Source organism: Synechococcus sp. R55.7 (assembly GCF_047461955.1).
GTDB lineage: Bacteria > Cyanobacteriota > Cyanobacteriia > Thermostichales > Thermostichaceae > Thermostichus.
This window is the reverse complement of record NZ_JANSIC010000514.1, coordinates 1-547: the sequence shown is the minus strand read 5'-3', so window position 1 is coordinate 547 and position 547 is coordinate 1. Positions and strand designations below refer to the sequence as shown.

Below are 547 nucleotides of genomic sequence, written 5' to 3'. Positions count from 1 at the left end.
GCGATAGCGCTGTTGGTAGCTTTTGCCCTAGAGACAATAGCTTTAGAGATGCGATGATTGACCCACACTTGAAAGCGTCTCTCCTTGCCAGACAGCCGTTGCAGCAGTTGACGGCATCTGCGCCGCGAACTGCGGGTGCCCTTACTGGCTTTGCGTTGGAGTACCGCCCTCAACCGCGAGTGATGGTCTCGGACTCGGTTCAACTGCTGTCCATTCCAGTTCTTCCCCTCTGAGGTATGAGCGATATCTATCCTTCCCAAATCCACCCCGATCACCTTGTCGGTATCTTGTTGCTTGGGTGGCTTTTCCTCTACGCAAATCTGGATGTAGTAGGAGCCGTCCTTCCGCTGGACTAGGGTGGCCGATTTGGGGTTAGAGCCAGCCAGCATTCCCCTCTGGTAGTTGCCAATGGCTAGCTCAAAGCGTTCTCTCCCTTCAACCGTGGTCAGCGACACCGTCCAGTCTTTCTCGCGGAATGAAAAGATACGTGCGTCGTAGGTAACGAACCTACGCTTGAACTCTTTAACTGGACGGTTGCGCTGTCTCG

Annotated in this window: 1 protein-coding gene; it reads right to left on the bottom strand. The window is 54.3% G+C overall.

What is annotated here, in order from left to right:
- A partial coding sequence (locus NW820_RS13435; protein WP_414407780.1) for a transposase occupies positions 1-547 on the bottom strand: 547 nt, incomplete at both ends.